We start from the raw sequence: 22887 nt of genomic DNA on the forward strand, positions 1-22887 counted from the left end.
CGATGATCGGTCGGTGACCACACCGCAGCATCCACCGTTTCCGCCGCACGAGCCCCGCCGCGGACCGGGCCCCGAGGAAGGCGACGGCCGCGGAGCCGGCCCCGCCCCTTCCGGCGCTCCGGGCTCTGGCGGCGGCAGAGACGACACGGGCGGCGGCCACGGCGCGGGGGACGGCCACGGCGATTCCGGCGGCCACGGCGGTCCGGGTGGCCACGGCGGTTCCGGCGGCCACGGCGGTCCGGGTGGGCACGGGCACTCCCACAGTCACGGACCGGCGGCGCCCGTCTCCCGGCACCTGCGGAAGGTCATCGCCGCGGTCCTCATCCCGTTCGCCGCGGCGGTACTGGTCGGGCTCGCGTTGCTGTGGCCGGGCGGTGCGCCGCCGCACGAACGCACCGGGGTCGGCTTCGACCGGCAGACGCAGGACGCCACCGTCACCAAGGTGGTCGAGCTGAGCTGCCAGTCCGTCAACGCATCGGGCGTCCCCCCGACCGGCGACACCTCCACCGCCGAGGGCTCCTCCGCGGTGCAGCAGGCGCAGGGCGACTGCAAGCGGGCGACGATCCGCGTCGACAGCGGCAAGGACAAGGGCCTTACGTTCACCGAGATCGTGCAGCCGGACCAGTCCCGGCAGTTGCACGAGGGCCAGAAGGTGGTGGTCGCCTACGAGCCCTCCGCACCGAAGGACCTGCAGTACTCGGTGACCGACATCAACCGCGGGCTGCCGCTGGCCCTGCTCGCCTGCATCTTCGCGCTCGCCGTCGTGGTCGTCGGAAGGCTGCGGGGCCTCATGGCCCTGGTCTCGCTGGCCATCAGCTTCCTGCTGCTGAACTTCTTCATCCTGCCCGCGATCCTGCAGGGGTCGAACCCGCTGGCCGTGGCTGTGGTCGGGGCCAGCGCCATCATGCTGATCGCGCTCTACCTGTGCCACGGCCTGTCGGCCCGTACGTCCGTTGCGGTGCTGGGCACCCTGATCTCGCTGTTGCTGATCGGCGTGCTCGGATCGCTGTTCATCGACTGGGCCGCGCTCACCGGCAACACGGACGACAACACCGGCCTCATCCACGGCCTGTATCCGACGATCGACATGAGCGGCCTGCTGCTCGCCGGAGTCATCATCGGTTCGCTCGGTGTGCTCGACGACGTGACGGTCACCCAGACGTCGGCGGTCTGGGAACTGCACGAGGCCAACCCCACGATGGGCTGGCGGGGGCTGTACCGGGCGGGTATCCGGATCGGCCGCGACCACATCGCCTCGGTCGTCAACACGCTCGTCCTCGCCTACGCGGGCGCCGCGCTGCCCCTGCTGCTGCTGTTCTCGATCGCGCAGAGCGGGGTGGGGACGGTCGCCAACAGCGAGTTGGTGGCAGAGGAGATCGTGCGCACGCTGGTCGGGTCGATCGGTCTGGTGGCATCCGTTCCGGTCACCACGGCCCTCGCGGCCCTCGTCGTATCGGCCGACCGACCGGCCGGCTCACTGGCGGCGCAGGCCGCCGGTGCGACACCGGGCGCCGGTGCGGCTCCCGTACGCGGGCGGGGCCGTCGGCGTAAGCGCTGACCCATCGGCAGCCGGTCACGGCGAAGCGTTGCACCACGGCCGTAGAGCTGCCGTAACGGTTCAGCCCGCGCTCTGCTCTTCCGCCAGGATGCGGTCCAGGGCATCGTCGAGGTGGGCGTCGAAGTCGGCGAGCGCGCCCTCCTGCCCCAGCGGCACCAGCTTGTCGGTCCGGTCGAGGAACGCCACCAACGGCGCCGCCGACGAACGGAACAGCGCCTGGTCGCTGCCGACCTGAAGCCGGATCAGCACCTCCGCCAGCGGCTCGGGATCGACGGGGGCGATGCGCACGTCACCGTCACCGCACGGCCGACCCACCCCGTCGACCAGCAACTCCCGGCCGAAAGCCCAGGTGACCGGCGCATCCCCGGGCAGATGGAAGGTCAGTCGTACGGCATAGGGATCACAGGTCTCGTAGCGCAGCTCCACCGGAATGCGGAAAGAGAGCTCCTCGGACACGAGAAAGCTCATCATGACCTCTGCCTGTACGGACTCGCCCATTGCCTACCCCGTCATTCGCCGTCGACTGGCCGGGAATCAAACCTCTAACACTGGTGGCATCTTGCTTAACGTACACACCAGATCACAAGGAGTGAGTTTTCAGATACTGATAGAGATCGCGAGCGACCCCAGAAGTCGGCCCACCTCGTCCTGCAACCGCTCCGCCGCGGGCAGCAACCGGTCGGCCTGGTGGAGGGGCAGGGAAATGGCCATCGTCGCGGCCGTGGTGCCCACGGTGATCGGGATCGCCGCGCAGACCGTCCCCAGGGCGTACTCCTGGCGCTCGGTCACCGGCGTCATCCGCCGCATGCGTTCCAGGCGCTTCAGCAGGGCATTGCCATCGCGCACCGTGTACGGCGTGACGGGCTGCACCGGGTAGCGGTCCAGGTGGTCGCGGCGGGCGTCCTCGTCCAGTTGGGACAGCAGGCACTGTCCGATCGCGTGCGCGTGTCCGGTCTCGCGGAAGTCCGCCCACTCCTCGACCGCCGGATTGCCCGGGGTGTCGGAGACGCACATGATCTCGATCTCGCCGTCGCGGTACATGGCGTAGTACACGGGGACACCGATCGCATCGCGCCAGCGGGCCAGCGCGTCGACCACCGTGCTGCGACGTTTCTGCTCGGCTCCGCTGCTGCCGAGCCGCTCGGCTGCCTCGCCGAGGAAGAACAGGCCCTTCTCGCGGCGCAGATATCCCTCGTGCACCAGAGTGCGCAGCAGGTGGTACGCCGTGGGGAGCGCGAGTCGCGTCTCACGGGCCAGTTGTTTGGCGGGGGCTCCGTACGCGTGCTCGGCGACGCATTCCAGAAGGCGCATCGCCCGCTGCACGGAGCTGATGAGGGTCGCGGACGGAGGACCCGCGGGGGGAGCCGCGGGAGGTGTCCGAGACGTCGAATGGGGCTGCACGGGCAGTGCGTGCAGTGGGACGAACCCGGTGTCAGCCGTGGCCAAGAGTCACTCCCGGAACGCGAGGGGGCAGCCCGTGCGGGGACACGGGTGGGGGTGTACGCCACTCGCGGGGTCGCCCCCGCGTGGAGTTCCGGACTCTATTCGCCGGTCACCGCTCGCCGACGGCCCGTCCGGGAAACTTCCCTCGCGCGAGGGAACCGGTGATTCCTGTTACCGCCACCGGTGTCCCACGGCTCTCACCAGTCGCTGCGCGACGATGAACTCGACATGAACTTCCGTACGACGTAGATCAGTCCGCCGACGAGCGCGACGAAGACCAGCAGCTTGAACAGCAGTCCGATCACGAAGCCGACCACGCTGGCGATCAGCCCGCCGAACACGACCAGGGCGATGACCGGCACCGCGATCCACTTCACCCACCACGGCAGTCCCGTGAAGATCTCTCGCATCGCCCTCGTCCTTACCTTTCCGCCCGTTCGAGTGCCGGGTCCTTCGACGGCCCGGAGCCCCTCTGGGGTCATCCGATGTCCTGCACCCGATGCTAGGGCCGCGAGGGCCCCGGCGGGGCCCTCGCACCCCTTGTCTCCCCCTGACCGGTCCCCTAGGGAATCCCGGGGTCGCGACTCAGCTCTCGGGTGGAGAGAACACCACCAGAACCCGCAGATCCTCGCTGATGTGATGGAACTTGTGGGCGACCCCGGCCGGCACGTACACCACGCTGCCGCGGGCGACCTCGGTTGTCTCCATACCCACGGTGATCGCGGCCCGCCCGCTCACCACGAAGTACACCTCGTCCTGCGCGTGCGGCTTCTGCGGGTCGGCCGTACCCGCGTCGAGGGCGTACAGACCGACCGACATGTTCCGCTCGCGCAGGAACTGCAGGTAGGCACCGTCATTGGCGGCGCGTTCCGCCTCCAGTTCGTCCAGCCGAAATGCCTTCATCGCCTCGTCCGCCCCTGCCTCACCATTCGTTTCCGACCGCGTCTGCCACGATCAGACACATGAAGAATTTCCTAGTCAAGACGATCGCCAACGCGGGCGCCCTCGCAGTCGCCGTGTGGCTGCTCGACAAGATCACCCTGACCGGGGGCAGCACCGGCGAGAAGGCCGTCACGCTGATCGTGGTCGCCCTGGTGTTCGGCGTCGTGAACATGCTGGTCAAGCCGATCGTGCAGGTGCTGACCTTCCCCCTGTTCATCCTGACCCTCGGTTTGTTCACGCTGGTGGTCAACGCGCTGATGCTGTTGCTCACGTCATGGCTGGCCGACACGCTCGACCTGAGCTTCCACGTCGACGGGTTCTGGACCGCCGTCCTGGGTGGCCTGATCATCTCGGTCGTCTCCTGGGCCCTCAACGCGTTTTTGCCCGACAAGGACTGATCCCGATGACCTACCGCATCTGCTTCGTGTGCACGGGCAACATCTGCCGCTCCCCGATGGCCGAGGCTGTCTTCCACGCGCGCGTGGCGGACGCCGGGCTGAACGGCCTGATCGAGGCCGACAGCGCCGGCACCGGCGGCTGGCACGAAGGCGAGGGCGCCGACCCGCGCACCATGGCCGTCCTGGAGGAGAACGGCTACGGCCCCGACCACACGGCCCGCCAGTTCCAGCCGTCCTGGTTCTCCCGTCTCGACCTCGTCGTCGCCCTTGACGCCGGTCACCTGCGGGCACTGCGCCGCCTCGCGCCCACGGAGCGGGACGCGGCCAAGGTACGGCTGCTGCGGTCCTACGACCCCACCGCCGACCGCGCCGACCTCAACGTACCGGACCCCTACTACGGGGGCGTGGACGGCTTCGAGAAATGCCTTGAGATGGTGGAGGCGGCGAGCTTTGGACTGCTCGCCGCGGTACGCGAGCACGTGGAAGGACAGGCGGCATGAATGATTCCGCTACGAACAACGGGGCCGGCACGGGCGCGGAGGGCTCCCCTCACGGCGTCGGTGACGGCACGCGCGCGGTGCGGGCCGGGCTGCCCGAGCCGGTCAAGCACGAGCCGACGCTGCCCGGCCCCGTGTTCGCCGCCCACTTCCATCTGCCAGGTGAGCCGACCGGCCCGTACACGTACGGCCGCGACGAGAACCCGACCTGGACCCACCTCGAGCGCGCCATCGGTGAGCTGGAGGCGCCCGGACAGGACGACGTCGAGACGCTGGTGTTCGCCTCCGGCATGGCCGCGATCTCCTCGGTGCTCTTCTCCCAGCTGCGCGCCGGTGACGTAGCCGTCCTGCCCGACGACGGCTACCAGGCGCTGCCGCTGGTCCGCGACCAGCTGGAGGCGTACGGCATCGAGGTGCGCACCGCGCCGACCGGCGGGGACGCCCAGCTCGACGTCCTGGACGGGGCGAAGCTGCTGTGGATCGAGACGCCGTCCAACCCCGGGCTCGACGTGTGCGACGTCCGGCGACTCGCCGAGGCGGCCCACGCTCGCGGCGTCCTGGTCGCCGTGGACAACACGCTCGCCACGCCGCTGGGACAGCGTCCACTGGAGCTTGGCGCCGACTTCTCGGTGGCCAGCGGCACCAAGCAGCTCACCGGTCACGGCGACGTCCTGCTCGGCTACGTGGCAGGCCGCGATGCCGGGGCGATGACCGCCGTACGGCGCTGGCGCAAGATCGTCGGCGCGATTCCCGGGCCCATGGAGGCCTGGCTCGCACATCGTTCGATCGCCACCCTCCAACTGCGTGTGGAACGGCAGAACGCCACCGCGCTGAAGGTGGCCGAAGCCCTCCGTGCGCGGCCCGAGGTCACCGGGCTGCGGTACCCGGGGCTGCCCGACGACCCGTCTCACAAGATCGCCTCGCAGCAGATGCTGCGCTACGGGTGCGTCGTCTCCTTCACCCTGCCCACGCGCGCACGTGCCGATCGCTTTCTCGACGCGCTGCGACTCGTGGAGGGAGCGACGAGCTTCGGTGGGGTGCGGTCCACGGCCGAGCGGCGTGGGCGCTGGGGCGGCGACGCGGTGCCCGAGGGCTTCGTGCGCCTCTCGGTCGGCGCGGAGGATCCCGCGGACCTGGTGGCCGACCTGCTGCGTGCGCTGGAGGAGTCGGCGGACTGAGCGCCGCCGCGCAGCCACCGTGCTGCTTCCGGCCAGGTATGACGGACGGTCCGAGCCTCCCCCCTCGTGGCTCGGACCGCCCTCCGGTTCTGCGGGCGAAGAACCGCGCGATCAAGGCTAGTTGACTCAGTGTCAGTGTCTCATCACAGCAGCGACAGTGACCTGTCGACATATTGGTAGTTGGGCGCGGCCGAAGGGTTGGGGGAGAACAGAAGAGGGGGGAGGGTTTGCCATGGATCTGGCCTTGCTGCGCGCCCTCTTGACCGTGCACCGAGCCGGTTCCTTCACCCGTGCCGCGGCCCTGCTCGGCCTTTCCCAGCCGGCCGTCACCTCACAGATCCGCACACTGCAGCGCCAGCTCGGACGTCCCCTGTTCTTACGGCAGGCCCGCGGCGTCGCTCCGACGACGATCGGTGACGAACTCGCCCACAAGGCCGCACCGCACCTCGACGCCCTGGTGGAAATCGCCGAAACCGGGGCGGACGACGACTCCACGTTCAGAACCCTCCATCTCGCCGGACCACCCGAGTTCACCGCCGAGCGAGCGCTTCCCGTGCTCACGGAACTCACCGGCGAGGACGGACAGGGCTTCGCGCTGCGCGCCTCGTTCGGAAACGCCGAGGAGACCCTGGAGGGGCTCGCCGCCGGACACCACGATCTGGCCATCGGCACGGCCCGGCCGCGCGGAGCGCTGCTCACGGCCACCCCTCTCTGCGACGAGGAACACGTCCTGGTCGCCGCCCCCCACTGGGCCGAGCGGACCGGCACCGAAAGGCTCGGCCGCTCCGCCGCCCCCGCTCTGGAACACGTCCCCGTGGTCGAGGTCCACGAGTCGCTGCCCTTCGTAGCCCGTTACTGGGCATCCGTCTTAGCCACCCGCCCGGCGGCCCCGGGCACGGTGTGCCCCCGACCTGCGTGCTGTCCTCGCCTGTACGGTCGCAGGCGCCGGGATCGCCGTACTGCCCCGCCATCTGTGCGCCGAGGCACTGAAGCGCGGTGTCGTGGTCGCCCTGCGGGAACCGGCGGTGCCGCCGCTGCGGACGTACTTCCTGGTGGTGCGGACCGGCACATTGGCGATGCCACACATCGCCAGCGCCCATGAGTGGCTGCTGCGTGCGGCCGCCGACTGGAACTGAGCCCGGCGATCCCGCGAGCGGGCATCCCGCGATGTTTCACGTGGAACCAACCGGGCCACATTCCTTCCATGACCGTCCGACCCGTGGTCAAGCGCACCGCACGCGCCGTCCTCCTGGACGGCGACCACTTGATCCTGATCAAGCGCACCAAGCCCGGTGTCGACCCCTACTGGGTCACTCCCGGAGGCGGGGTCGAGCCGGACGACACCACCGTCGTAGACGCCCTGCACCGCGAGGTGTACGAGGAACTCGGCGCCAAGATCACTGATGTGGTCCCGTGCTTCGTGGACACGGTGGAGCACATCGGCGAGGACGCCGGAACGACCGGGGTGAAGGTGCAGCACTTCTTCGTCTGCCACCTGGAGTCCATGGACCCGGCCCTCCGGCACGGCCCCGAGGTCGACGAGCCCGCCGGTGAGTACGAGATCGTCCGGGTGCCGTTCACGCGGGTCGGCATCGCCTCCGTCCACCTCGTCCCGCTGTCGCTGCGGCACTATTTGGACGGCAACATCGAGGGTGTGCGCGCCATGCACGCTTCCGACCTGGGCTGACACCGGCGGCAGCCGGCCAGCCCTCCCGTAAGGCGACCAGCGGATGACGGGGTCCTGTGCACTCGGCCACCACATGGCCAAAAGCTCGCGTGTTCCATCGGAAAGTGGTGGACGCGGACGGCCGCTGTCGTACAGCCTGACCTGCGTGCCGAAACCTTTCCTCGCCTCTCTGCCGATCCGCCGCCTGACGCTCCGCGATCTCACCGCCTGCGCCGACCTGTCCGAGGATCGGGGGTGGCCGCGCGAGGAGCACAAGTGGGGGTTCCTCCTGACCGCCGGGAAGGGCTACGGCATCGACGATCCCGGTGGCGGGCTCGTCAGCGCCTGCACCGTCACCGAGTACGGGCCGCCCGACCGCCCCTCCCTCGCCGCCATCGGCATGGTGCTGGTCGCCGAGCGGCACGCCCGTCAGGGAATCGGACGCCGGCTGATGCGTCACGTCGTCGCCGCTCTGGGCACCACTCCGCTGACCTTGCACGCGACTCCGTACGGCCGACCGCTCTACGAGGAGCTCGGCTTCAAGACCACCGGCCGGGCGGACATGGTGCGCGGGCGCTTCACTCCGGGCGGGCCCCAGCCGAGGACCACGACGCGCGCGGCCACTGCCGACGACCTCGCCGCGATCCTCCGGCTCGACGAGGAGGTGTTCGGCACCGACCGCACCCCCATCATCACGCGGCTGCCCGCCTTCGCCGACCAACTGCGCGTCGCCGAGGAGAACGGTCGTCTCATCGGGTACGCGGCGGCCTGGCCCAACATGGACACCCATGTCGTAGGCCCCCTGATCGCCCGCGACACCGAGACGGCCAAGGCACTGATCAGCTCCCTCGCCGCCCGAACGGACCGGCCGCTGCGCACGGACATCGACGTACGGCACGAAGAGCTGCTGGCCTGGGCGAAGGCGCACGGACTCGCCTTCATCGCGCCCAACGCGGTCATGACGTACGGGATCACGGAACTGCCAGGCGACTGGAACCGGCGATTCGCTCCGCTGACGGTGGCGGCGGGCTGACCCGCTCGGTGGTCCCGCCCTCGCGGCAGGGCGGCGGCCGACGTCAGGCGAGGGCCTCCACGGCGGCCTCGGCGAAGGCGTGGTCCTGCTCGGGCGCGCCGCCGCCGACCCCGATCGCGCCGATCAGCCGGCCGTCGCGGTGCACGGGCACGCCACCCGCGATGAACAGAAGCGGCCGGTCGAGCGCGGTGGGCAGGGTGTGGAAGAGACCTCCGGGCTGGACGGCCTCCACGAGGTCTGCGGTGGGGAGGTTCAGCTGGAGCGCCGTGTAGGCCTTGCGGGTGCTGGTCTCCCCGGAGATCAGCACGGCTCGGTCGTCGCGCCGGAAAGCGAGAAGGTGTCCGCCCGCGTCGAGGACGGTGACGCTGACGGTGGCTCCGGCGGCCTCGGCGGCGCGGTGGGCCGCGGCGATGAGAACTTCGGCGTCCTGAATGGTGAGCGGGGCGACAGCGGTGGTGTTCATGGGGCTTTCTCCTTGGTTACTGCTGAGTGGTGCGATGCCTCGGTGGTCTTCGAGGCGGGGGGAGCCGCGGGATGCGGGGACGGCCCTGGCCCCGCACCCCGCGTCCGGGGCGTTCAGCGATGTGCGACGGCGGCCGGCTGCTCGACGGGCTGCTCGACGGGGGTGGAACCCGCGACGGCCTCGCCGGGAGCGCCGTCGCGCCGTTCGAGAGCAGCTGAGACGAGGGCGAGGACCAGCGCCGCGGCCGCGAGCGCGGCACCGACCCAGTTCGGGGCGGTGTAGCCGAAGCCGGCGGCGATGACGACGCCCCCGAGCCAGGCGGAGAGCGCGTTGCCGAGGTTGAAGGCGCCGATGTTCACGGCCGAGGCCAGCGTCGGGGCGCCGTGCGCATGGTCCAGGACGCGCTTCTGCAGGGGCGGGACGGTGGCGAAGCCCAGGGCGCCGATCAGGAAGATGGTCACGGCCGACGCGATCTTGTTGTCCGCGGTGAGCGTGAAGAGGGCGAGTACGACGGCCAGGGCGCCCAGGGAGATGTAAAGCATCGGCATCAGGGCGCGGTCCGCGAACCTGCCGCCGACAAGGTTGCCACCGACCATGCCGAGGCCGAAGAGGACCAGCAGCCAGGTGACCGAACCGTCGGCGAAACCCGCGACGTGGGTCATCATCGGCGCGATGTAGGTGATGGCCGCGAAGACGCCGCCGAAGCCGAGGACGGTCATGGCCATCGCGAGCAGGACCTGGACGTTCTTGAACGCGGCCAGCTCATGTCGGAGCCGCACTCCCTCGGCCTTGGGGACGTCGGGCACCAGCTTGGCGACACCGGCCAGGCCGACGACACCGAGCACCGCCACGACGGCGAAGGTGACGCGCCAGCCGACGGACTGTCCGACGAGGGTCCCCAGCGGGACGCCGACGACGTTGGCAACGGTCAGCCCGGTGAACATCATCGCGATCGCGCCCGCCTTCTTGTGCGGGGCGACCAGGTCGGCCGCGACGACCGAGCCGATGCCGAAGAAGGCACCGTGGGCGAGGGAGGCAACCACACGGCCGGCCAGCATGACGGAGAACGCCGGGGCGAGTGCGGAGAGCAGGTTGCCGACGATGAACAATCCCATCAGCAGCATGAGCATTCGCTTGCGCGTGACCTTGGTGCCGAGCACGGTCATCAACGGAGCGCCGAACACCACGCCGAGCGCGTATCCGGTCACCAGGAAGCCGGCGGTGGGGATGGAGACCCCGTAGTCGCTCGCGACCTCAGGCAGCAAGCCCATGATCACGAACTCTGTCGTTCCGATTCCGAAGGCCCCGATCGCGAGGGCCAAAAGCGCGAGAGGCATGGAGGGGTACACCTTCCCAGACGATTGCAGGAGCGCTTTGCGTGCGTTCACAATAATTGCATACGCGGGCTATAGGGAAGCGCGGGCAATTGCGTGACTGGTCTACCCTGGTCTCAGCCGCTCCGGGACGGAGGAACCACATGACAGCGACGGACCCCGCGCTCACCGCCCTCTCCCAGGGGTGGTGCGCCCTCTCCCTCCTGCACGGGAGGATCGAGGCCCACATCGAGCGCGCTCTGCAGGCCGGGCACGACCTGAGCGTGCGCGAGTACTCCCTGCTCGACGTGCTCAGCCGCCAGCACGAAGGAGACGGAGGGCATCTGCAGATGAAGCAGGTGGCCGACGCCGTCGTCCTCAGCCAGAGCGCCACCACGCGCCTGGTCACCCGGCTCGAGGACCGGGGGCTGCTCGAGCGCTACCTGTGCCCCACCGACCGGCGCGGCATCTACACCAACGTCACGGCGGTCGGCCTCAAGCTGCTGGACGAGGCGCGGCCCACCAATGACGCCGCCCTGCGCGAGGCCCTCGACGAAGCGGCCAGCAACCCCGAACTGGCCCCTCTGGTCCGGGTCGTGGAGACACTCAAGACACCGGTACCCGGCTAGCCGGATGCTGCCGGAGCACACCGTGACCTGTACTGCCGCCTCTGCGTAGGGTGCGGTCATGGGAGATCTTGAAATACGGTCCGCCGCCGAGGACGACATCCCAGCGGTCGTCGCGATGCTCGCCGACGACCCCTTGGGCGCCCAGCGCGAGTCACCGCACGACCTGGGCCCTTACCTGGCCGCGTTCGAACGGCTCCGCGCCGACCCGAACCAGTGCCTGGTCGTCGCCGTTCGAGACGACCGTGTCGTCGGCACACTCCAGTTGACGATCGTTCCCGGCCTCTCCCGGCGCGGCGCCACCCGGTCGATCATCGAAGGCGTCCGCATCCACGCCGACGAACGCGGCAGTGGCCTGGGTACCCAGCTAATCCAGTGGGCGGTCGACGAGTCGCGCCGACAAGGGTGTCACCTCGTGCAGCTCACCTCCGACAAGTTCCGTACCGACGCCCACCGCTTCTACGAGCGCCTCGGCTTCTCGGCCTCGCACACGGGTTTCAAGCTTCAGCTCTAACCACGGCCTTCCGCGGTAAGCGGCCATGACGTGGGGGGCCTGTTTCACGTGAAACAGGCCCCCCACGTCATGGCGGGGCAAGGCGCCTAGCCGATCCCCCGCCACCCCTCCGGATCCACGCCTCCCGGTACAGGGGCCCCCTCGTCGTACGGCTGGCGCGTGAACACGAACGACCCGAGGTCCAGATGGCTCACGGCCCCGTCCGGACGCCGCACGGCCCGCAGAGACTCCCCGGCGTAGTAGCCCTCAAGCCCTGTCCACGTACCGTCGGCATTCACCCGGAAGCGCGAGCGGCGGCCGTTGCCCGACAACGGCTCCAGCGACACTCCCCCATCGGCCGTCAGCCGTAGGGCGAAAGCGTGTGTCCCCCAGTACCACTGCCCGGCCAACTCCAGCACAGAGGTGCCGACTTCCGGCAGCGGACGCCACGGTTCGGGGATCCGGGGTTCCGCCTCAGCGACGATACGCACAAGATCGGCACCCACCCCGGCCGGCAGCGGCCCGGAGGTGCAGTTGGTCAGTACCACCGCGGCCACGTCGTCCTCCACGCTGATGGTGAGGTTGGCCAGGAAACCCGGCAGGGAGCCGGAGTGCCCCACGAGCAGCCGCCCGTCCCAGCGCTGGATCTGCAGGCCGAGGCCGTACGCCGCGCCGTCCAGGACGTCCGCGGCCTCGGCCGCCGCCGCGGGCGCCCGCATCTCCCGCATGGTCTCCGCGCTCAGCACCCTGTCATCCCCCCTCGCCAGGAAGACGGCGAACCGAGCCAGATCTCCGGTGGTGGACCAGAGCTGACCTGCCGGGGCCATCCGCCCGAGATCCTCGGCGGGTTCGGCCAGCATCACGTCGGCCCACGGGTGCACCGCCCAGCCACCGGCGTGCGGCGCTTGCGGACGCCCGGTCGTACGGTCCAGACCCAGCGGTTCCAGCACCTCCCTGCGCAGCACGTCCTCCCACGGAGCACCGCGCAGCTTCTCGACCAGTGCACCGAGCAGGGTGTAGCCGGGGTTGGAGTAGTGGTGCCGACGGCCCACCGGGTGCAGGAGCGGTTGCTTGCCCAGCACATCGGCGAGTTCGGGCCGCAGCGAGCCCGGCGTCCGCTCCCACCACGGCGCGGGGGACTCGGCGGCCAGCCCACCCGAGTGCGCCAGCAACTCGGCGATCGTGGCCTCCCCCGCCCCGGTGCCCGGCAGATGCTTCTCAAGCGGGTCCCCGAGGTCGAGCAGCCTCTCGTCCCGCAGTCGCAGGACGAGAACGGCGGTGAACGTCTTGGTGATCGAGCCGATCCGATACTGCACGTTCTCGTCCGGGCCATGCCCCTCGACCGAAGTCCGCGCTCCGTGCCACACGGTACGTCCGCCCCGAACCACCGCCGCGACGAGCGACGGCGTGCGCCCTTCGGTCTGGGCCACGGCGATTCGGCGCAGCAGCGCCCGACGGGTTGCGGGGAGCAACTCTTCCTGATGTGTCGTCATGCTCTCAGTCCATAGGCCAGGGCACCGCGCGTCGAGCCGATTTCCCCCGCGCCGGGGGATCAGGTCTGCGCCATGTCCACGAAACGCGAATAGTGACCCTGGAAGGCCACGGTGATCGTCGCCGTCGGACCGTTACGATGCTTGGCCACGATCAGGTCGGCTTCGCCTGCGCGCGGTGACTCCTTCTCGTAGGCGTCCTCACGGTGCAGCAGGATGACCATGTCGGCGTCCTGCTCGATCGAGCCGGACTCACGCAGGTCGGAGACCATGGGCTTCTTGTCGGTGCGCTGCTCGGGACCACGGTTCAGCTGGGAGAGCGCGATGACCGGGAGTTCCAGCTCCTTGGCCAGGAGCTTGAGGTTACGGGACATGTCCGAGACCTCCTGCTGACGGCTCTCGGCGCGCTTGGAACCGCCGGACTGCATCAGCTGGAGGTAGTCGATGATGACCAGTTTGAGCTCATTGCGCTGCTTGAGGCGCCGGCACTTGGCTCGGATCTCCATCATCGACAGGTTCGGGGAGTCGTCGATGTAGAGCGGGGCGGCCGAGACGTCCGGCATCCGGCGGGCCAGGCGGGTCCAGTCGTCGTCCGTCATCGTGCCGGACCGCATGTGGTGCAGCGCGACGCGGGCCTCGGCGGACAGCAGACGCATCGCGATCTCGTTACGCCCCATTTCGAGCGAGAAGATGACGCTCGGGAGGTTGTTCTTGATCGACGCGGCCCGCGCGAAGTCCAGCGCGAGCGTCGACTTACCCATGGCGGGACGCGCTGCGATAACGATCATCTGACCGGGGTGCAGGCCGTTGGTCAGCGAGTCGAAGTCCGTGAAGCCCGTGGGCACACCGGTCATCTCTCCGCTGCGCGACCCGATCGCCTCGATCTCGTCGAGCGCACCCTCCATGATGTCGCCGAGCGGCAGATAGTCCTCGCTCGTGCGCTGCTCGGTGACGGCGTAGATCTCGGCCTGGGCACGATTGACGATCTCGTCGACGTCGTCGTCGGCCGCGTAACCCATCTGCGTGATCCGTGTGCCGGCCTCCACCAGGCGGCGCAGGACGGCCCGCTCGTGCACGATCTCCGCGTAGTACGCGGCGTTCGCCGCCGTCGGCACGGTCTGGACGAGGGTGTGCAGATAGGAGGCCCCGCCGACCTTGTTGATCTCACCGCGCTTGGTGAGCTCGGCGGCGATCGTGATGGGGTCGGCCGGCTCGCCCTTGGCGTAGACGTCGAGGATGGCCTGGTAGACCGTCTCGTGGGCCGGCTTGTAGAAGTCGTGGCCCTTGAGGATCTCTACGACATCGGCGATGGCGTCCTTGGACAGGAGCATGCCACCGAGGACAGACTGCTCGGCGTCCAGATCCTGCGGCGGCACCCGCTCGAACGACGGCCCGCCGCCGTCCCAGGCGGCGTTGTCCGAACCGCGCTCGTGCTGCTCGTCGCGGCTGCGGCCCCCGTCCCCGCGACGACGGGAAGCGGGCAGACGATCACTGGGGCCGCTGTCGGCCCACGGGTCGTCCAAGGGCTCGGAAATGCTCACCGAGCCACCTCCTCCCGTCCGCCGAGCGGACCTCGCCGTGCCCCTTATTTCTACGGCACGGCACTGACAAATAAGACGCCCAACTCCGGTTGTGGCGCGTCGGTTTTGTGATGGTTCACAAGCCGGTGGACGGAGCAGGCGCCGGACCACCGTAGGCCCGCGGGCACCGTCAGCCAATCTGGTTATCCACAGGCCATGTGGACGAGCGGCCAGATGCTGTGGAGAACTCTGCGAAACCTGTGCACGACCCGGTGGACAGGCCTGTGAACAAGCCGTCGCCACCGCCTGCGCAACCACCCTGACCTGCAGCTTTCTCATCCACGCCCTGTGCAGAAGAAAAACTTCCCCAGTCGGATCAAGATCGCTTCGAACCGTACCCAGAAGCACACACGGTGAGACGGTACGTAAGGGCCACAATGCCTTTGCATCTCTTACCTGTGGACGATTAGATTGGTGCTCATGACACAGGCCCCCGCGCGCTCCCGGAACGTCCGGCGCCGACACGACCGCGAGATCGTCGCGCTGGCTGTCCCGGCCTTCGGCGCACTCGTCGCCGAGCCCCTCTTCGTCATGGCCGACAGTGCGATCGTCGGCCATCTCGGCACCGCACAACTCGCCGGACTCGGCATCGCCTCGGCCCTGCTCACCACAGCCGTCAGCGTCTTCGTCTTCCTCGCCTACGCCACCACGGCGGCCGTCTCTCGCCGCGTCGGCGCCGGCGACCTGCAATCCGCGATCCGTCAGGGCATGGACGGCATCTGGCTGGCGCTGCTGCTCGGCGCCGCAGTCATAACCGTCGTGCTGCCCACTGCGCCCTCCCTCGTGGAGCTCTTCGGTGCCTCCGACACCGCGGCCCCGTACGCCATCACCTATCTGCGGATCTCCGCCCTCGGCATCCCCGCCATGCTCGTCGTACTGGCCTCGACCGGGGTCCTGCGCGGACTGCAGAACACCCGGACCCCGCTCTACGTCGCCATCGCCGGCTTCCTCGCCAACGCCGTCCTCAATGTCGTACTCGTCTACGGCGCCGACCTCGGCATCGCGGGCTCCGCCTGGGGAACCGTCATCGCCCAGTGCGGCATGGCCGCGGTGTACCTGTGGGTGGTGGTCCGCGGGGCACGTCGGCACGGTGCCTCGTTGCGCCCGGATTTCGCCGGCATCAGGACCTCCGCCCAGGCCGGGGCGCCGCTGCTGGTACGTACCCTCTCGCTGCGAGCGATCCTCATGATCGCCACGGCCGTTGCGGCCCGACTCGGTGACGCCGACATCGCGGCCCATCAGATCGTCCTGTCTCTGTGGAGTCTGCTCGCCTTCGCCCTCGATGCCATCGCCATCGCCGGTCAGGCCATCATCGGACGCTATCTGGGAGCCGGTGACACCCAGGGGGCCCGCGATGCCTGCCGGAGAATGGTGGAGTGGGGAGTCGCGGTCGGGGTCGCACTCGGCCTGCTCGTGGTGCTGTCACGCCCAGCGTTCCTGCCCCTGTTCACCGGAGACTCCGCGGTCAGGGACACCGCCCTGCCCGCTCTTGTGATCGTGGCTGTCTCGCAGCCGATCTGCGGGGTGGTCTACGTCCTGGACGGGGTTCTCATGGGTGCCGGCGACGGCCCCTATCTCGCCTGGGCGATGCTGCTCACCCTGGCGGTCTTCACTCCCGTGGCCCTTCTCGTCCCCACGCTCGGCGGAGGACTCACCGCCCTGTGGGCGGCCATGACCCTGATGATGGCGATGCGCCTGGTGACCCTGTGGCTGCGTACCCGATCAGGTCGCTGGATCGTCACGGGCGCGACACGCTGACGGTTTCACGTGAAACATGATGTTTCACGTGAAACACGGCCATGAAGATGGGGCCGCATCCCCCGACCGGGAGATGCGGCCCCATCTCATCGCTTCAGCGAGAGCAAAGCTCAGGCAGCGACGACCTCGATGCTGACCTTGGCGTCAACCTCGGGGTGCAGACGCACGGACGTCTCGTGGGCGCCCAGGGTCTTGATCGGCGAGCCCAGCTCGATGCGACGCTTGTCGACGTCCGGACCACCGGCAGCCTTGATCGCCGAGGCGACATCAGCCGGGGTGACGGAGCCGAAGAGACGACCGGCGTCGCCGGAGCGGACGGCCAGACGAACCTTCACGCCCTCGAGCTGGCCCTTGATCTGGTTGGCCTGCTCGATGGTCTGGATCTCGTGGATCTTGCGAGCGCGACGAATCTGCTCGACGTCCTTCTCGCCGCCCTTGGTCCAGCGGATGGCGAACTTCCGCGGGATCAGGTAGTTGCGAGCGTAACCGTCCTTGACGTCGACGACGTCGCCCGCGGCACCGAGGCCGGAGACCTCGTGGGTGAGGATGATCTTCATGTTTCGGTCACCCTTCCCTTATCGCGCGGTGGAGGTGTAGGGCAGCAGCGCCATCTCACGGCTGTTCTTCACGGCCGTGGCGACGTCACGCTGGTGCTGAGTGCAGTTGCCGGTCACGCGGCGGGCACGGATCTTGCCGCGGTCGGAAATGAACTTCCGCAGCATGTTCGTGTCCTTGTAGTCCACGTACGTGACCTTGTCCTTGCAGAATGCGCAGACCTTCTTCTTCGGCTTGCGCACAGGCGGCTTAGCCATGATGTTTCTCCTGTGTGATCAAGAAGTGTGAGTGGAGCCCACCTAGAAGGGAGGCTCGTCCGAGTAGCCGCCACCGCCGCCGGAGCCACCGCCCCAGCCGCCGCCCTGCTGACCGCCGCCACCCTGCTGGCCACCGGCGGGAGCGCCGGTCGCCCAGGGGTCGTCGGCCGGAGCGCCGCCGCCCTGCTGGCCACCGCCGGGGCCGCCGCCCCAGCCGCCGCCACCCTGGCCGCCACCGCCACCGCCACCGCCGTAGCCGCCCTGACCTCCGCGGCCCTGGCCCGAGGTCTTCGTGACCTTGGCCGTGGCACTGCGCAGGCTGGCGCCGACCTCGTCGACGTCCAGTTCGTAGACCGTGCGCTTGACGCCCTCCCGGTCCTCGTAGGACCGCTGCTTCAGCCGGCCCTGCACGATGACGCGCATGCCTCGCTGGAGCGACTCGGCGACGTTCTCCGCCGCCTGACGCCAGACCGAGCAGGTGAGAAAGAGGCTTTCGCCGTCCTTCCACTCGTTCGTCTGACGGTCGAAGGTGCGGGGAGTCGACGCGACACGGAACTTCGCGACGGCCGCACCGGACGGGGTGAAGCGCAGCTCGGGGTCATCGACAAGATTGCCGATGACCGTGATGACGGTCTCGCCTGCCATGGGGGAACCTCTCGGCGGGTTTGCTGCTGGCTGCTTGTGCTGCTACTCGAATCCCGGGATCGGCTGAGCGGAAGGGCTCAGTGCATCTCGGGACGGAGGACCTTGGTCCGGAGGACCGACTCGTTCAGGTTCATCTGGCGGTCGAGCTCCTTGACGACCACAGGCTCGGCCTGCAGGTCGATGACCGAGTAGATGCCCTCAGGCTTCTTCTTGATCTCGTACGAGAGACGACGACGGCCCCAGGTGTCGACCTTCTCGACCTTTCCGCCGCCATCACGGACGACAGAGAGGAAGTTCTCGATCAGCGGGGAGACAGAACGCTCCTCGAGATCGGGGTCGAGGATGACCATCACCTCGTAGTGACGCATGTGGAACCCACCTCCTTTGGACTCAGCGGCCACGGTCGATCCGTGGCAGGAGGGTTGCGATGCGTTAGCACCGGTATCAACGAGTAAACCAGGACCCACTGACAATCGGGCCTCCTCCGAGGAGGTGACCCGGCTGGGGACAGGCAGCAGACACCAGTGCAGAAGGTACAGAGTACCCGGCCACCCGCTTGCGGTTGAAATCCGGCTGTGAGGGGACACAATCGGTACTCAGCGGATGTGAGGGCGAAGACACACTGCCTGTGGCAGGAGGAACCCCATGGCACAGATCATGCGACCCGCCAAGCCCCGGACCGGCCTGCTGGCCACCGACGGCAAAGCGCACCCCCTCCAGGACACACTGCTGGCCGTGGGCTTGGTCCTGGCCGTGCTCGCCCTGGCCACCGCGAGCTTCCGCGGGCTTCACGTCCTGACCTCCTGGGCAGGTCTGCTGGGTGTCCTGACCGCCGGATACGGACAGCTCATCTCGGTGACGACGCGCGAGCGCTTCGGCCTGGTACTGGCGCTGGGAGGCTCCGCACTCGGTCTGTTCTTCGGCATCAATCATGGTGGGTTCTTCGGCTGAGCCCGGCCACCGCAGACCCCCTTCCACCCGTACGCCGGACGGGGCGCTCACAGGGCGCAGTAGGCTTCGCGCGAGAGCCGGAGCCCCTGTACCCATGGGGACACACCAGCCCGAGGAGCGCCCCGAATGAGCCTGACCCTGAGGACCATCAGTCGCGAGCAGCATCTGGCCTACATCCAGAGCCTGCCGGCGGCGAGTCACATGCAGGTCCCGGCATGGGCAGACGTCAAGGCGGAATGGCGCTCGGAGAACCTCGGCTGGTTCGACGACCGGACCGGTGAGCTGGTGGGCGTGGGGCTCGTCCTGTACCGGCAGCTTCCCAAGATCAAGCGGTACCTCGCCTACCTCCCCGAGGGCCCGGTCATCAACTGGTACGCGCCGAACCTCCAGGAGTGGATGGAGCCCATGCTGGCGCACCTCAAGCAGCAGGGCGCCTTCTCGGTGAAGATGGGCCCGCCAGTGATCATCCGGCGCTGGGACGCCACGTCCATCAAGAAGGGCATCCAGGACCCCGACGTCAAGCGCCTGCGCGACATAGAGGCCGACCACATCGAGCCGCGCGCCTTCGAGGTGGCAGACAAGCTGCGTCGCATGGGCTGGCAGCAGGGCGAGGACGGCGGCGCCGGCTTCGGCGACGTACAGCCCCGCTACGTCTTCCAGGTGCCGCTGGCCAACCGCTCCCTGGAAGAGGTCCACAAGAACTTCAACCAGCTGTGGCGCCGCAACATCAAGAAGGCCGAGAAGGCCGGCGTCGAAGTGGTCCAGGGCGGTTACCACGACCTCGAGGAGTGGCAGCGCCTGTACGAGATCACGGCCGTGCGCGACCACTTCCGGCCGCGCCCGCTCTCGTACTTCCAGCGCATGTGGGCGGCCCTCAACAACGAGGACCTCAACCGCATGCGGCTGTACTTCGCCCGGCACAACGGGGTGAACCTGTCGGCGGCGACCATGCTGGTCGTCGGCGGGCACGTCTGGTACTCCTACGGCGCCTCCGACAACATCGGCCGCGAGGTCCGGCCCTCGAACGCGATGCAGTGGGCCATGCTCCGCGACGCCTACGCCCTGGGCGCCACCGTCTACGACCTGCGCGGCATCTCGGACTCGCTGGACGAGAGCGACCACCTCTTCGGCCTCATTCAGTTCAAGGTCGGCACGGGCGGGCAGGCGGCCGAGTACCTCGGTGAGTGGGACTTCCCACTGAACAAGCTGCTCCACAAGGCGCTCGACATCTACATGTCTCGCCGCTGACCCACAGCTCACCCCCAACCCGCACCTCTGACAGCCACGAGAAAGGTCCCAGGTCCGGCCATGGCGCTCACCCTCTACGTCGACACCGCGCGCTGGCGGGCGCATCACAAGCACGTGCAGGAGCAGTTCCCGGGGCTCGTCCCGGTCTGCAAGGGCAATGGCTACGGCTTCGGGCACGAGCGGCTGGCGGAGGAGGCCACGCGGCTGGGCTCGGACGTACTGGCCGTCGGCACGACGTACGAGGCCGCCCGGATCAAGGACTTCTTCGGCGGTGACCTGCTGGTCCTGACGCCGTACCGGCGCGGCGAGGAGCCCGTACCGCTGCCCGACCGCGTCGTCCGCTCGGTGTCGTCCATCGACGGCGTGTACGGCCTCGTGGGCGCACGTGTGGTCATCGAGGTGATGTCCTCGATGAAGCGGCACGGCGTCAGCGAGCAGGACCTGCCGCAGCTGCACGCCGCCATAGAGAACGTCCGGCTGGAGGGCTTCGCCATCCACCTGCCGCTGGACCGTACCGACGGCTCGGACGCCGTCGAGGAGGTCATCGGCTGGATGGACCGGCTGCGCGCGGCCAGGCTGCCGCTGCACACGATGTTCGTCAGCCACCTCAAGGCGGACGAACTCGCCCGGCTCCAGCAGCAGTTCCCGCAGACCCGCTTCCGCGCCCGGATCGGCACCCGGCTGTGGCTGGGCGACCACGACGCCACCGAGTACCGCGGCGCGGTCCTGGACGTCACGCGTGTCGCCAAGGGCGAGCGCTTCGGCTACCGGCAGCAGAAGGCGGCTTCCGACGGCTTCCTGGTGGTCGTGGCGGGCGGGACGTCGCACGGCGTGGGTCTGGAGGCCCCGAAGGCGCTGCACGGTGTCATGCCGCGCGCCAAGGGCGTCGCCCGGGCCGGACTCGCCACGGTCAACCGCAATCTCGCGCCGTTCGTCTGGGGCGGCAAGCAGCGCTGGTTCGCGGAGCCGCCGCACATGCAGGTCTCGATCCTGTTCGTGCCCTCCGACGCGCCGGAGCCCAAGGTCGGTGACGAGCTGGTGGCCCATCTGCGGCACACCACCACGCAGTTCGACCGGATCCTCGACCGCTAGCTCGACCACCGGGGAAAAGGCCGTACACGGGGATTCCGTGTACGGCCTTTCACCCGTTCGCTCAGAGCGAACCGCCCGTCTGCTGTCTCCCGCTCCATCTCACCCGTGGCCCCTCGAAGTGGGCTGCGGACTGCTCGGTATGAGGCGCGGGCTGCTCCGTATGAGCCGCGGGTCCCAGGACGAAGACGTCCTCCGACCCGTCGAGCACACCACCCGACGGGTCGTCGTCCCCCTTCCTCCGGACCGGGTCCCGGTCCGGCATGAGGATGTCCCGCACGACCATGACGCAGAGGAACAGCGTTCCCAGCAGGTGCACGCCGATGGCCCAGTGATAGCCGTCCGTCGGCAGTCCCTTGTGGGCGTCACCGCTGGTCGTGTACGCGAGGTACATCCAGATACCCAGGAAGTAGGCCACCTCGCACGCCTGCCAGATCAGGAAGTCACGCCACTTCGGCCGGGCCAGCGCGGCCAGCGGAACCAGCCACAGCACGTACTGCGGTGAGTAGACCTTGTTGGTGAGGATGAACGCCGCAACGATCAGGAAGGCGAGCTGGGCGAATCGCGGACGCCGGGGGGCGGTCAGTGTGAGCGCCGCGATGGCGCCGCAGCACAGCAGCATCAGCAGGGTGGCGAGCGTGTTGACGGTTTCGGTGCTGGGCGGATTGTCGGTGTTTTGAACCAGGATCAGCCAGAAGGATCCGAAGTCGACGCCGCGTTCCCGGCTGAACGTGTAGAACTTCGACCAGCCGTCGAAGGCGAAGAGCATCACCGGCAGGTTCACCACGAGCCAGGCGACGGCCGCGCCCCCCAGAGCCTTTCCGAACTCCCGCCACTTACCCGCACGCCAGCACAGTACGAGCAGTGGACCGAGGATCAGGAAGGGATAGAGCTTGGCGGCCGTGGCCAGGCCCAGCAGAACACCGAAGGCCAGTGAGCGCCCCCGCGACCACATGAGGATCGCGGCGGACGTCAGGGCGACCGCCAGCAGGTCCCAGTTGACGGTGGCGGTCAGCGCGAAGGCGGGTGCGAGGGCGACCAGCAGACCGTCCCAGGGCCGCCGGGTGTGTGTGCGGGTCACGCAGACGGCGATGACGGCCGCGCACACCATGAGCATCCCGGCGTTGACCATCCAGTACCACTGTTCCTGGTCCTGAATGGTGCCGCTGCCCGGTGTGAGCCAGGACGCGACCTCCATGAACACGCCGGTCAGCACCGGGTACTCGAGGTACTCCATGTCGCCGGGGAGCTTGTCGAAGTACGGCACCAGGCCGTCGACGAACCCGCGCCCCTGGTAGAGGTGGGGAATGTCGGAGTAGCACGCGTGCGTGTACTGGGAGCTGGCACCGAAGAACCAGGCGCCGTTGTAACAGGGCGCCTTCTGGACCAGGCCGAGGGCGAACATGCCGATCGCCACGAGCGCGATCACCCGCACGGGGGACCACCAGGACGTGCCGAGCAGGGCCCGGCGGCCGACAGGGCCGCCGATCAGCTCGCTGCCGGCCGCGGCGACCGTGTCCTCCCGGGTCGGCCGCACGGTGTCCGGCTGGTGCACGCTCGCTGGCGTCGATTCTGCACTGGGCATGGGGCACATCCTGCCGTACGCACCTGGGAATACGGCGAGGCCGCCGCACCCTGTGGATGCGGCGGCCCCTGTTTCACGCGATACTTGCGGGTGTTTCACGTGAAACACCCATGCCGGAT

At 68.9% G+C, this 22887-nt stretch carries 25 protein-coding genes and 1 pseudogene; 13 read left to right on the plus strand and 13 right to left on the minus strand.

Annotated features, from left to right (window positions below; all coding sequences use genetic code 11):
* The first annotated feature begins 13 nt into the window (after positions 1–13).
* Entirely contained in the window at positions 14–1558 is a 1545-nt protein-coding gene (locus ACIQ1J_RS04510) for a YibE/F family protein (protein WP_403554050.1), read from the plus strand.
* A 60-nt stretch (positions 1559–1618) separates the two neighbouring features.
* On the opposite strand, the gene ACIQ1J_RS04515 is transcribed toward ACIQ1J_RS04510, so the two are convergent.
* From ACIQ1J_RS04515 to ACIQ1J_RS04530, 4 genes are all read right to left on the minus strand, one after another.
* A complete protein-coding gene (locus ACIQ1J_RS04515) occupies positions 1619–2056 on the minus strand; it encodes an SsgA family sporulation/cell division regulator (protein ID WP_121747963.1) in 438 nt (145 codons plus the stop codon).
* Between the two features lie 99 nt (positions 2057–2155).
* The gene (locus ACIQ1J_RS04520; RefSeq protein WP_210960126.1) at positions 2156–2881 is read right to left on the minus strand and encodes an IclR family transcriptional regulator; all 726 of its coding nucleotides are present in this window, start codon (positions 2879–2881) and stop codon (positions 2156–2158) included.
* 317 nt (positions 2882–3198) lie between these two features.
* Complete coding sequence (locus ACIQ1J_RS04525; protein ID WP_007388908.1) at positions 3199–3411, minus strand: DUF5326 family protein; 213 nt, start codon at positions 3409–3411, stop codon at positions 3199–3201.
* Between the two features lie 175 nt (positions 3412–3586).
* Positions 3587–3904, minus strand: a complete 318-nt coding sequence (locus ACIQ1J_RS04530; protein ID WP_055422103.1) for a cupin domain-containing protein — start codon at positions 3902–3904, stop codon at positions 3587–3589.
* A 59-nt stretch (positions 3905–3963) separates the two neighbouring features.
* Here ACIQ1J_RS04530 and ACIQ1J_RS04535 point away from each other — a divergent pair, with 59 nt between their 5' ends.
* The 6 genes and pseudogenes from ACIQ1J_RS04535 to ACIQ1J_RS04560 all read left to right on the plus strand — a co-directional run bounded on the left by ACIQ1J_RS04535 (position 3964) and on the right by ACIQ1J_RS04560 (position 8715).
* A complete protein-coding gene (locus ACIQ1J_RS04535) occupies positions 3964–4341 on the plus strand; it encodes a phage holin family protein (protein WP_403554053.1) in 378 nt (125 codons plus the stop codon).
* 5 nt (positions 4342–4346) lie between these two features.
* Positions 4347–4841: a low molecular weight protein-tyrosine-phosphatase gene (locus ACIQ1J_RS04540; RefSeq protein WP_403554055.1), complete on the plus strand. Its 495-nt coding sequence runs from the start codon at positions 4347–4349 to the stop codon at positions 4839–4841.
* Positions 4838–6016 carry a cystathionine gamma-lyase gene (locus ACIQ1J_RS04545; RefSeq protein WP_403554057.1) on the plus strand — a complete coding sequence of 393 codons (1179 nt, stop codon included), beginning with the start codon at positions 4838–4840 and terminating at the stop codon, positions 6014–6016. The genes ACIQ1J_RS04540 and ACIQ1J_RS04545 overlap by 4 nt, the downstream gene beginning before the upstream one ends.
* A 232-nt stretch (positions 6017–6248) precedes the next feature.
* Positions 6249–7152, plus strand: a pseudogene (locus ACIQ1J_RS04550) (LysR family transcriptional regulator).
* Between the two features lie 68 nt (positions 7153–7220).
* Positions 7221–7703, plus strand: a complete 483-nt coding sequence (locus ACIQ1J_RS04555; RefSeq protein ID WP_210960122.1) for an NUDIX domain-containing protein — start codon at positions 7221–7223, stop codon at positions 7701–7703.
* Positions 7704–7848: 145 nt separating this feature from the next.
* Entirely contained in the window at positions 7849–8715 is an 867-nt protein-coding gene (locus ACIQ1J_RS04560; protein WP_403554060.1) for a GNAT family N-acetyltransferase, read from the plus strand.
* A gap of 43 nt (positions 8716–8758) precedes the next feature.
* Here the strand turns inward: ACIQ1J_RS04560 and ACIQ1J_RS04565 are convergent, their stop codons facing one another.
* Positions 8759–9178, minus strand: coding sequence for a heme-binding protein (locus ACIQ1J_RS04565; protein WP_403554062.1), 420 nt, complete (start codon positions 9176–9178; stop codon positions 8759–8761).
* A 113-nt stretch (positions 9179–9291) separates the two neighbouring features.
* Positions 9292–10515 (minus strand): MFS transporter, encoded by a 1224-nt coding sequence (locus tag ACIQ1J_RS04570; protein ID WP_403554064.1) that lies wholly within the window; start codon positions 10513–10515, stop codon positions 9292–9294.
* A gap of 140 nt (positions 10516–10655) precedes the next feature.
* Here ACIQ1J_RS04570 and ACIQ1J_RS04575 point away from each other — a divergent pair, with 140 nt between their 5' ends.
* Positions 10656–11120, plus strand: a complete 465-nt coding sequence (locus ACIQ1J_RS04575; protein WP_403554066.1) for a MarR family winged helix-turn-helix transcriptional regulator — start codon at positions 10656–10658, stop codon at positions 11118–11120.
* 58 nt (positions 11121–11178) lie between these two features.
* Positions 11179–11631, plus strand: a complete 453-nt coding sequence (locus ACIQ1J_RS04580) for a GNAT family N-acetyltransferase (protein ID WP_210960117.1) — start codon at positions 11179–11181, stop codon at positions 11629–11631.
* 86 nt (positions 11632–11717) lie between these two features.
* Here the strand turns inward: ACIQ1J_RS04580 and ACIQ1J_RS04585 are convergent, their stop codons facing one another.
* Positions 11718–13103 carry a serine hydrolase domain-containing protein gene (locus ACIQ1J_RS04585; protein WP_403554068.1) on the minus strand — a complete coding sequence of 462 codons (1386 nt, stop codon included), beginning with the start codon at positions 13101–13103 and terminating at the stop codon, positions 11718–11720.
* A gap of 59 nt (positions 13104–13162) precedes the next feature.
* Complete coding sequence (gene dnaB / locus ACIQ1J_RS04590) at positions 13163–14641, minus strand: replicative DNA helicase (RefSeq protein ID WP_210960115.1); 1479 nt, start codon at positions 14639–14641, stop codon at positions 13163–13165.
* 459 nt (positions 14642–15100) lie between these two features.
* Here dnaB and ACIQ1J_RS04595 point away from each other — a divergent pair, with 459 nt between their 5' ends.
* A complete protein-coding gene (locus ACIQ1J_RS04595) occupies positions 15101–16438 on the plus strand; it encodes an MATE family efflux transporter (RefSeq protein ID WP_210960114.1) in 1338 nt (445 codons plus the stop codon).
* Positions 16439–16548: 110 nt separating this feature from the next.
* Here the strand turns inward: ACIQ1J_RS04595 and rplI are convergent, their stop codons facing one another.
* The 4 genes from rplI to rpsF all read right to left on the minus strand — a co-directional run bounded on the left by rplI (position 16549) and on the right by rpsF (position 18263).
* A complete protein-coding gene (gene rplI, locus ACIQ1J_RS04600) occupies positions 16549–16995 on the minus strand; it encodes a 50S ribosomal protein L9 (protein WP_210960113.1) in 447 nt (148 codons plus the stop codon).
* 18 nt (positions 16996–17013) lie between these two features.
* Positions 17014–17250, minus strand: a complete 237-nt coding sequence (gene rpsR / locus ACIQ1J_RS04605; RefSeq protein WP_003949403.1) for a 30S ribosomal protein S18 — start codon at positions 17248–17250, stop codon at positions 17014–17016.
* 42 nt (positions 17251–17292) lie between these two features.
* Entirely contained in the window at positions 17293–17895 is a 603-nt protein-coding gene (locus tag ACIQ1J_RS04610) for a single-stranded DNA-binding protein (protein ID WP_210960112.1), read from the minus strand.
* Between the two features lie 77 nt (positions 17896–17972).
* A complete protein-coding gene (gene rpsF / locus ACIQ1J_RS04615) occupies positions 17973–18263 on the minus strand; it encodes a 30S ribosomal protein S6 (RefSeq protein WP_210960111.1) in 291 nt (96 codons plus the stop codon).
* A gap of 277 nt (positions 18264–18540) precedes the next feature.
* Here rpsF and ACIQ1J_RS04620 point away from each other — a divergent pair, with 277 nt between their 5' ends.
* The 3 genes from ACIQ1J_RS04620 (at position 18541) to ACIQ1J_RS04630 (ending at position 21186) form a co-directional block, all read left to right on the plus strand.
* Complete coding sequence (locus ACIQ1J_RS04620) at positions 18541–18846, plus strand: hypothetical protein (RefSeq protein WP_210960110.1); 306 nt, start codon at positions 18541–18543, stop codon at positions 18844–18846.
* Positions 18847–18972: 126 nt separating this feature from the next.
* Positions 18973–20094 (plus strand): peptidoglycan bridge formation glycyltransferase FemX, encoded by a 1122-nt coding sequence (femX, locus tag ACIQ1J_RS04625; protein WP_403554071.1) that lies wholly within the window; start codon positions 18973–18975, stop codon positions 20092–20094.
* Positions 20095–20154: 60 nt separating this feature from the next.
* The gene (locus tag ACIQ1J_RS04630; protein WP_210960108.1) at positions 20155–21186 is read left to right on the plus strand and encodes an alanine racemase; all 1032 of its coding nucleotides are present in this window, start codon (positions 20155–20157) and stop codon (positions 21184–21186) included.
* A 61-nt stretch (positions 21187–21247) separates the two neighbouring features.
* Here ACIQ1J_RS04630 and ACIQ1J_RS04635 read toward each other — a convergent pair whose 3' ends face one another.
* On the minus strand, positions 21248–22777 hold the full coding sequence (locus ACIQ1J_RS04635; RefSeq protein ID WP_403554073.1) for a glycosyltransferase family 87 protein: 1530 nt from the start codon (positions 22775–22777) through the stop codon (positions 21248–21250).
* Positions 22778–22887: the final 110 nt, after the last annotated feature.

This window comes from Streptomyces sp. NPDC097107 (genome assembly GCF_044762405.1).
In the GTDB taxonomy this organism is placed as follows: Bacteria; Actinomycetota; Actinomycetes; order Streptomycetales; family Streptomycetaceae; genus Streptomyces; species Streptomyces thinghirensis.

Coding starts and splice junctions, on each gene's coding strand:
- ACIQ1J_RS04620 (WP_210960110.1), top strand. CDS start 18,541: ATGGCACAGATCATGCGACCCGCCAAGCCCCGGACCGGCCTGCTGGCC.
- ACIQ1J_RS04515 (WP_121747963.1), bottom strand. CDS start 2,056: ATGGGCGAGTCCGTACAGGCAGAGGTCATGATGAGCTTTCTCGTGTCC.
- ACIQ1J_RS04545 (WP_403554057.1), top strand. CDS start 4,838: ATGAATGATTCCGCTACGAACAACGGGGCCGGCACGGGCGCGGAGGGC.
- ACIQ1J_RS04535 (WP_403554053.1), top strand. CDS start 3,964: ATGAAGAATTTCCTAGTCAAGACGATCGCCAACGCGGGCGCCCTCGCA.
- ACIQ1J_RS04585 (WP_403554068.1), bottom strand. CDS start 13,103: ATGACGACACATCAGGAAGAGTTGCTCCCCGCAACCCGTCGGGCGCTG.
- ACIQ1J_RS04525 (WP_007388908.1), bottom strand. CDS start 3,411: ATGCGAGAGATCTTCACGGGACTGCCGTGGTGGGTGAAGTGGATCGCG.
- rplI (WP_210960113.1), bottom strand. CDS start 16,995: ATGAAGATCATCCTCACCCACGAGGTCTCCGGCCTCGGTGCCGCGGGC.
- ACIQ1J_RS04530 (WP_055422103.1), bottom strand. CDS start 3,904: ATGAAGGCATTTCGGCTGGACGAACTGGAGGCGGAACGCGCCGCCAAT.
- ACIQ1J_RS04580 (WP_210960117.1), top strand. CDS start 11,179: ATGGGAGATCTTGAAATACGGTCCGCCGCCGAGGACGACATCCCAGCG.
- ACIQ1J_RS04575 (WP_403554066.1), top strand. CDS start 10,656: ATGACAGCGACGGACCCCGCGCTCACCGCCCTCTCCCAGGGGTGGTGC.
- femX (WP_403554071.1), top strand. CDS start 18,973: ATGAGCCTGACCCTGAGGACCATCAGTCGCGAGCAGCATCTGGCCTAC.
- ACIQ1J_RS04570 (WP_403554064.1), bottom strand. CDS start 10,515: ATGCCTCTCGCGCTTTTGGCCCTCGCGATCGGGGCCTTCGGAATCGGA.
- rpsR (WP_003949403.1), bottom strand. CDS start 17,250: ATGGCTAAGCCGCCTGTGCGCAAGCCGAAGAAGAAGGTCTGCGCATTC.
- ACIQ1J_RS04630 (WP_210960108.1), top strand. CDS start 20,155: ATGGCGCTCACCCTCTACGTCGACACCGCGCGCTGGCGGGCGCATCAC.
- ACIQ1J_RS04540 (WP_403554055.1), top strand. CDS start 4,347: ATGACCTACCGCATCTGCTTCGTGTGCACGGGCAACATCTGCCGCTCC.
- ACIQ1J_RS04555 (WP_210960122.1), top strand. CDS start 7,221: ATGACCGTCCGACCCGTGGTCAAGCGCACCGCACGCGCCGTCCTCCTG.
- ACIQ1J_RS04565 (WP_403554062.1), bottom strand. CDS start 9,178: ATGAACACCACCGCTGTCGCCCCGCTCACCATTCAGGACGCCGAAGTT.
- ACIQ1J_RS04635 (WP_403554073.1), bottom strand. CDS start 22,777: ATGTGCCCCATGCCCAGTGCAGAATCGACGCCAGCGAGCGTGCACCAG.
- ACIQ1J_RS04610 (WP_210960112.1), bottom strand. CDS start 17,895: ATGGCAGGCGAGACCGTCATCACGGTCATCGGCAATCTTGTCGATGAC.
- ACIQ1J_RS04595 (WP_210960114.1), top strand. CDS start 15,101: ATGACACAGGCCCCCGCGCGCTCCCGGAACGTCCGGCGCCGACACGAC.
- rpsF (WP_210960111.1), bottom strand. CDS start 18,263: ATGCGTCACTACGAGGTGATGGTCATCCTCGACCCCGATCTCGAGGAG.